6 protein-coding genes and 9 pseudogenes are annotated in these 6,478 nt (G+C 48.7%); 5 read left to right on the top strand and 10 right to left on the bottom strand.

The genetic code is table 11. The features are described 5' to 3' along the window. The 5 pseudogenes from FYJ34_RS15355 to FYJ34_RS15345 all read left to right on the top strand — a co-directional run. Positions 1-143: pseudogene (locus tag FYJ34_RS15355) on the top strand (IreB family regulatory phosphoprotein); the annotation flags it as partial. A 4-nt stretch (positions 144-147) separates the two neighbouring features. Further along, positions 148-565 (top strand): annotated as a pseudogene (gene ruvX, locus FYJ34_RS12030) (Holliday junction resolvase RuvX). A 20-nt stretch (positions 566-585) separates the two neighbouring features. Further along, positions 586-860, top strand: a pseudogene (locus FYJ34_RS12025) (DUF1292 domain-containing protein). After that, positions 823-1,340, top strand: a pseudogene (locus FYJ34_RS15350) (Fur family transcriptional regulator). The pseudogenes FYJ34_RS12025 and FYJ34_RS15350 overlap by 38 nt, the downstream one beginning before the upstream one ends. Beyond that, positions 1,324-2,975, top strand: a pseudogene (locus FYJ34_RS15345) (ribonuclease J). Before FYJ34_RS15350 ends, FYJ34_RS15345 begins: the two co-directional pseudogenes overlap by 17 nt. Positions 2,976-3,517: 542 nt before the next feature. Here FYJ34_RS15345 and FYJ34_RS13665 read toward each other — a convergent pair. The 10 genes and pseudogenes from FYJ34_RS13665 to FYJ34_RS11990 form a co-directional block, all read right to left on the bottom strand. Further along, complete coding sequence (locus tag FYJ34_RS13665; protein ID WP_268878963.1) at positions 3,518-3,586, bottom strand: hypothetical protein; 69 nt, start codon at positions 3,584-3,586, stop codon at positions 3,518-3,520. Beyond that, a pseudogene (locus FYJ34_RS13660) lies at positions 3,583-3,788 on the bottom strand (hypothetical protein). Before FYJ34_RS13660 ends, FYJ34_RS13665 begins: the two are co-directional and overlap by 4 nt. Positions 3,789-3,940: 152 nt before the next feature. After that, positions 3,941-4,114, bottom strand: coding sequence for an MBL fold metallo-hydrolase RNA specificity domain-containing protein (locus FYJ34_RS14610; RefSeq protein WP_416389722.1), 174 nt, complete (start codon positions 4,112-4,114; stop codon positions 3,941-3,943). Between the two features lie 78 nt (positions 4,115-4,192). Further along, positions 4,193-4,587 (bottom strand): annotated as a pseudogene (locus FYJ34_RS13650) (ribonuclease J); the annotation flags it as partial. Continuing rightward, positions 4,532-4,810 carry a hypothetical protein gene (locus FYJ34_RS13645; protein ID WP_268878960.1) on the bottom strand — a complete coding sequence of 93 codons (279 nt, stop codon included), beginning with the start codon at positions 4,808-4,810 and terminating at the stop codon, positions 4,532-4,534. The pseudogene FYJ34_RS13650 and the gene FYJ34_RS13645, both read right to left, overlap by 56 nt. A 3-nt stretch (positions 4,811-4,813) precedes the next feature. After that, positions 4,814-5,116: an MBL fold metallo-hydrolase gene (locus tag FYJ34_RS13640; RefSeq protein ID WP_268878959.1), complete on the bottom strand. Its 303-nt coding sequence runs from the start codon at positions 5,114-5,116 to the stop codon at positions 4,814-4,816. Positions 5,117-5,180: 64 nt separating this feature from the next. Beyond that, positions 5,181-5,653: pseudogene (locus FYJ34_RS15340) on the bottom strand (Fur family transcriptional regulator). Positions 5,654-5,659: 6 nt separating this feature from the next. Then, positions 5,660-5,899, bottom strand: a complete 240-nt coding sequence (locus FYJ34_RS12000) for a DUF1292 domain-containing protein (RefSeq protein WP_330582696.1) — start codon at positions 5,897-5,899, stop codon at positions 5,660-5,662. A 37-nt stretch (positions 5,900-5,936) separates the two neighbouring features. Beyond that, positions 5,937-6,337: pseudogene (gene ruvX, locus FYJ34_RS11995) on the bottom strand (Holliday junction resolvase RuvX). Between the two features lie 18 nt (positions 6,338-6,355). Further along, positions 6,356-6,478: IreB family regulatory phosphoprotein (locus FYJ34_RS11990; protein ID WP_154478952.1), on the bottom strand; the 123-nt coding region annotated here is incomplete at its 5' end.

The raw sequence follows: 6,478 nt of genomic DNA, 5'->3' as shown, positions 1-6,478 counted from the left end.
CAGATCGTAGGATATGTGATGTCAGGAGATCCTACTTATATTACAGCCATAATGGAGCCAGAAGTCTTGTCATGAAGGTGGAGAGAGATGAGCTGGTAGAAGAAATGCTGAAAGTATACATTGCCCATCAGCAGTGGAGCTAGACGGATGAGGATCATGGGGTTGGATTACGGCTCCCGGACGGTGGGGGTTGCAGTCAGCGACGGACTTGGGATCACTGCGCAGGCGTAGAGACCATTTTCCGAAAGAGGAGAATAAGCTGAGGCGAACCTGTGCCAGGCTGGAAGAACTGATCGCGAATATCAGCGTGGAAAAGATTGTCCTGGGGCTGCCGGTTCATATGAACAGCGACGTAGGGGAACGTGCGGAAAGGACCATGGAGTTTGCCAGATTGCTTGAGCGGCGCACCGGTCTGGATGTGATCTTTTGGGACGAGCGACTGACGACGGCGGAGGCGGAGGAGATTTTGATCCGGCAGAAAGTGCGCGGGAAGACAGAAAAAAATACATAGACCAGATCGCCTGCGATGCTGATTCTGCAGGGATATCTGGATTTTGGACGATAGGATCTGAGGAAACAGAAGATATGGAAAAGATAGGATTTGTGTCTGAAGACGGAAAGACAGAGGAGTTTTTTCGTTCTGGAACAGACAAGAGTAGGCGGGATTTCGTACATTCTGGTGTCGGATTCTACAGGAGACGACGGGGAGTGTATGATCCTAAAAGATACGTCGCCGGAAGAGAAAAGAAGCGACGTATGAGCCCGTGGAAGACGAGGCGGAACTGACGGCAGTCCTTAAGATTTTTGAAGAGCTGTTGGAAGATGTTTCGATTGAAAGTAGGGTATTATGCGGTCAGTAAAGAAAGATTTATACAGATGCTGAAAGAAAAGGGACTGAAAGTGACCAATCAGAGGTTACTTGTATTAGAGGTACTTGCAGCTCATAGGGATGCCCATATGACTGCGGAAGACATTTATGAACTGGTAAGGAGGACTATCCTGAAATAGGGCTGGCCACGATTTACCGAACAGTGCAGTTTGTTGCTGGAAATGCAATTGGTGGACCGTATCAATTTAAATGAATGGATGTGTTCGATATGAGATCGGTGAGACGTTCGGAGAAGAGGGAAAGCACCGCCATCATCATTTAATATGCAATACGTGCGGAAAACTTGTTTCCTTTCGGAATGATTTGCTGGAAGATCTGGAGGAACGGATCGAAGAGAAACAGGCTTTTGTGTGTCGGACCACGATTTGAGTTCTATGGACAATGCCGGGATTGTAAGAAGAAGAGAGTGTGGAGGAGCACACGGAGGTGTAGGATTGAAGAAAGAAAGTAAAGGAAAATTGCGTATCATTCCGTTGGGCGGATTGGAAAAGATCGGAATGAACATCACTGCTTTGAGTATGAGGACAGTATCATTGTTGTGGACTGCGGACTGGCCGTTTCCGGAAGACGACATGCTGGGATCGACCTGGTGATTCCGGATGTTACCTATCTGAAGGACAACATTCAGAAAGTAAAGGCTTTGTGATCACGCACGGACATGAGGATCATATTGGCGCATTGTCCTATGTGCTGAGGGAAATGAATCTTCCCGTCTATGCAACCAAGCTGACCATGGGGATCATCGAAAGGAAGCTGACGGAGCACAATCTTCTGCGCAGTACCAGAAGAAAGGTGGTAAAGCATGGGCAGTCCATCAATCTGGGACAGTTCCGGATCGAGTTTATCAAGACCAACCACAGTATCCAGGATGCGGCGGCGCTTGCGATCTATTCCCGGCCGGGATCGTGGTTCATACAGGAGACTTTAAGGTGGATTATACTCCGTATTCGGAGATGCCATAGACCTGCCAGAGATTTGGCGAGATCGGAAAGAAGGGCGTTCTGGCTCTCATGTCGGACGTACCATGCAGAAAGGAAGGGATTTACCCAGTCAGAAAAGACGGTGGGGATCACTTTGATCATATATTTGCGGAGCACCGAAATACAAGAATCATCATTGCAACCTTTGCATCCAATGTGGATAGAGTACAGCAGATCATCAATTCGGCTTGTAAATACGACCGGAAGGTGGTGGTAGAGGGGCGCAGCATGGTCAACATCATTCAGGTGGCGCAGGAGCTGGGATATCTCAATGTTCCGGAGCACACGCTGATAGAGATCGACAGCCTGAAGAACTATCCGCCGGAGAAGACCGTTCTCATTACGACGGGAAGCCAAGGAGAGTCTATGGCAGCGCTGTCCAGAATGGCGGCAGACATACATAAAAAGTAACCATTCTGCGGGGGATACGTGATCTTCAGTTCCAGCCCATACCGGGGAATGAAAAGTCGGTATCCAGGGTCATCAATGAGCTGTCTGCTAAGGGAGCGACTGTGATTTTTCAGGATGCCATGTATCAGGGCATGCTGCCAGGAGGAATTGAAGCTGATCTACTCTCTGGTCAAACCCAATATGCGATCCCGGTACACGGAGAGTACAGGCATATGAGGGCCAATGCAGAGATTGCACAGAGCCTGGGGATCCCAAGGAAAATATTTTTCCTGATCAAATCAGGAGACGTTCTGGAACTGTCAGAAAAAGAAGCCAAGGTAGTAGATAAGGTACCGACAGGAACCATTCTGGTAGACGGGCTGGGGTTGGAGATGTAGGAACATCGTACTAAGAGACAGGCAGCATCTGGCGGAAGACGGCATTGTGATCGTAGTACTGACGCTGGAGAAAAGAAGCAACCGGCTTCTGGCAGGCCGGATATCGTGTCCCGGGGATTTGTTTACGTCAGAGAGGCGGATCCCTGATGGATGAGGCCAGACATGTGATGAGCGAAGCGTGTTGAAAAATGTCTGAAGAACAAGAACAATGCAGACTGGAGCAAGATTAAGCTGGTACTACGAGACAGCATGAACGAGTTTATCTGGAAAAGAACCAAGAGAAGACCCATGATACTTCCCATTATCATGGATGTATAGACAGTCTTTGAAGAGCAAAAGGAGACGCAGACCTGAAAAAGGATGCGTCTTTCCTTTGTTGCGACGAGGCGGATGGCTGCGGCCGAAGAAGGAGAAACATGAACATGGAAGAAATGCGACGTTTCCATTTGAAAAAGAGGAACTGTGGTCGGGCATCGAAAGGCGCTGAAGATGGGTCCATCTACGAAGGAACCAGAGTCTTTACTTCTGAAATGAAAACCGGAAGAATCTGGAATCGACCGTAGGCTTTCCGCATTCTTATGAGCCGATTGGGAGAACTGAGGCTTGAATTGGCCGACGGTATTTCCTGCGATTCCGGTTCTTTCCGGAAGTACTTTAAAGACTCTGGTCTCCTTTCGTATGAGGGACCCCTTTCAGCGCTCCTTCGATGGCCGCGACCACAGCCTTCTCTCGAGAATGCGAACGTCGCATTGTTCCATGTTATGTTTCTTCCCTTCGGGCCCAGTCCATCGCTCGTTCTGCAACAAGGAAAGACGCATCCTTTTTCAGGTCTGCGTCTCCTTTTGCTCTTCAAAGACTGTCTATACATCCATGATAATGGGAAGTATCATGGGTCTTCTCTTGGTTCTTTTCCAGATAAACTCGTTCATGCTGTCTGTAGTACCAGCTTAATCTTGCTCCAGTCTGCATTGTTCTTGTTCTTCAGACATTTTTCAACCGCTTCGCTCATCACATGTCTGGCCTCATCCATCAGGGATTCCGCCTCTCTGACGTAAACAAATCCCGGGACACGATATCCGGGCCTGCCAGAAGCCGGTTGCTTCTTTTCTCCAGCGTCAGTACTACGATCACAATGCCGTCTTCCGCCAGATGCTGCCTGTCTCTTAGTACGATGTTTCCTACATCTCCAACTCCCAGCCCGTCTACCAGAATGGTTCCTGTCGGTACCTTATCTACTACCTTGGCTTCTTTTTCTGACAGTTCCAGAACGTCTCCTGATTTGATCAGGAAAATATTTTCCTTGGGATCCCCAGGCTCTGTGCAATCTCTGCATTGGCCCTCATATGCCTGTACTCTCCGTGTACCGGGATCGCATATTTGGGTTTGACCAGAGAGTAGATCAGCTTCAATTCCTCCTGGCAGGCATGCCCTGATACATGGGCATCCTGAAAAATCACAGTCGCTCCCTTAGCAGACAGCTCATTGATGACCCTGGATACCGACTTTTCATTCCCCGGTATGGGGCTGGAACTGAAGATCACCGTATCCCCGGCAGAATGGTTACTTTTTTATGTATGTCTGCCGCCATTCTGGACAGCGCTGCCATAGACTCTCCTTGGCTTCCCGTCGTAATGAGAACGGTCTTCTCCGGCGGATAGTTCTTCAGGCTGTCGATCTCTATCAGCGTGTGCTCCGGAACATTGAGATATCCCAGCTCCTGCGCCACCTGAATGATGTTGACCATGCTGCGCCCCTCTACCACCACCTTCCGGTCGTATTTACAAGCCGAATTGATGATCTGCTGTACTCTATCCACATTGGATGCAAAGGTTGCAATGATGATTCTTGTATTTCGGTGCTCCGCAAATATATGATCAAAGGTGATCCCCACCGTCTTTTCTGACTGGGGTAAATCCCTTCCTTTCTGCATTGGTACTGTCCGACATGAGAGCCAGAACGCCCTTCTTTCCGATCTCGCCAAATCTCTGCAGGTCTATGGCATCTCCGAATACCGGAGTATAATCCACCTTAAAGTCTCCTGTATGACCACGATCCCGGCCGGGGAATAGATCGCAAGCGCCGCCGATCCTGGATACTGTGGTTGGTCTTGATAAACTCGATCCGGAACTGTCCCAGATTGATGGACTGCCCATGCTTTACACCTTTCTTCTGGTACTGCGCAGAAGATTGTGCTCCGTCAGCTTCCTTTCGATGATCCCCATGGTCAGCTTGGTTGCATAGACGGGAAGATTCATTTCCCTCAGCACATAGGACAATGCGCCAATATGATCCTCATGTCCGTGCGTGATCACAAAGCCTTTTACTTTCTGAATGTTGTCCTTCAGATAGGTAACATCCGGAATCACCAGGTCGATCCCCAGCATGTCGTCTTCCGGAAACGCCAGTCCGCAGTCCACAACAATGATACTGTCCTCATACTCAAAGGCAGTGATGTTCATTCCGATCTTTTCCAATCCGCCAACGGAATGATACGCAATTTTCCTTTACTTTCTTTCTTCAATCCTACACCTCCGTGTGCTCCTCCACACTCTCTTTCTTCTTACAATCCCGGCATTGTCCATAGAACTTCAAATCGTGGTCCGACACACAAAAGCCTGTTTCTCTTTCGATCCGTTCCTCCAGATCTTCCAGCAAATCATTCCGAAAGGAAACAAGTTTTCCGCACGTATTGCATATTAAATGATGATGGCGGTGCTTTCCTCTTCTCCGAACGTCTCACCGATCTCATATCGAACACATCCATCATTTAAATTGATACGGTCCACCAATTGCATTTCCAGCAACAACTGCACTGTTCGGTAAATCGTGGCCAGCCCTATTTCAGGATAGTCCTCCTTTACCAGTTCATAAATGTCCGCAGTCATATGGGCATCCCTATGAGCTGCAAGTACCTCTAATACAAGTAACCTCTGATTGGTCACTTTCAGTCCCTTTTCTTTCAGCATCTGTATAAATCTTTCTTTACTGACCGGCATAATACCCTACCTTTCAATCGAAACATCTTCCAACAGCTCTTCAAAAATCTTAAGGACTGCCGTCAGTTCCGCCTCGTCTTCCACGGGCTCATACGTCGCTTCTTTTTCTTCTTCCGGCGACGTATCTTTTAGGATCATACACTCCCCGTCGTCTCCTGTAGAATCCGACACCAGAATGTACGAAATCCCGCCTACTCTTGTCTGTTCCAGAACGAAAAACTCCTCTGTCTTTCCGTCTTCAGACACAATCCTATCTTTTCCATATCTTCTGTTTCCTCAGATCCTATCGTCCAAAATCCAGATATCCCTGCAGAATCAGCATCGCAGCGATCTGGTCTATGTATTTTTTTCTGTCTTCCCGGCGCACTTTCTGCCGATCAAAATCTCCTCCGCCTCCGCCGTCGTCAGTCGCTCGTCCCAAAAGATCACATCCAGACCGGTGCGCCGCTCAAGCAATCTGGCAAACTCCATGGTCCTTTCCGCACGTTCCCCTACGTCGCTGTTCATATGAACCGGCAGCCCCAGGACAATCTTTTCCACCTGATATTCGCGGATCAGTTCTTCCAGCCTGGCACAGGTTCGCCTCAGCTTATTCTCCTCTTTCGGAAAATGGTCTCTACCGCCTGCGCATGATCCCAAGTCCGTCGCTGACTGCAACCCCACCGTCCGGGAGCCGTAATCCAACCCATGATCCTCATCCGTCTAGCTCCACTGCTGATGGGCAATGTATACTTTCAGCATTTCTTCTACCAGCTCATCTCTCTCCACCTTCATGACAAGACTTCTGGCTCCATTATGGCTGGTAATATAAGTAGGATCTCCTGA

It is taken from the genome of Suipraeoptans intestinalis (assembly GCF_009696485.1).
Lineage (GTDB): Bacteria > Bacillota > Clostridia > Lachnospirales > Lachnospiraceae > Suipraeoptans > Suipraeoptans intestinalis.
The sequence above is the reverse complement of the archived record's forward strand: the minus strand, read 5'-3'. Positions and strand labels throughout refer to the sequence as shown.

Bases quoted from the DNA above. Each gene is read 5' to 3' on its own strand.
- FYJ34_RS13645 (WP_268878960.1), bottom strand. From the start codon at position 4,810: ATGGGCAGTCCATCAATCTGGGACAGTTCCGGATCGAGTTTATCAAGA.
- FYJ34_RS13640 (WP_268878959.1), bottom strand. From the start codon at position 5,116: ATGAACATCACTGCCTTTGAGTATGAGGACAGTATCATTGTTGTGGAC.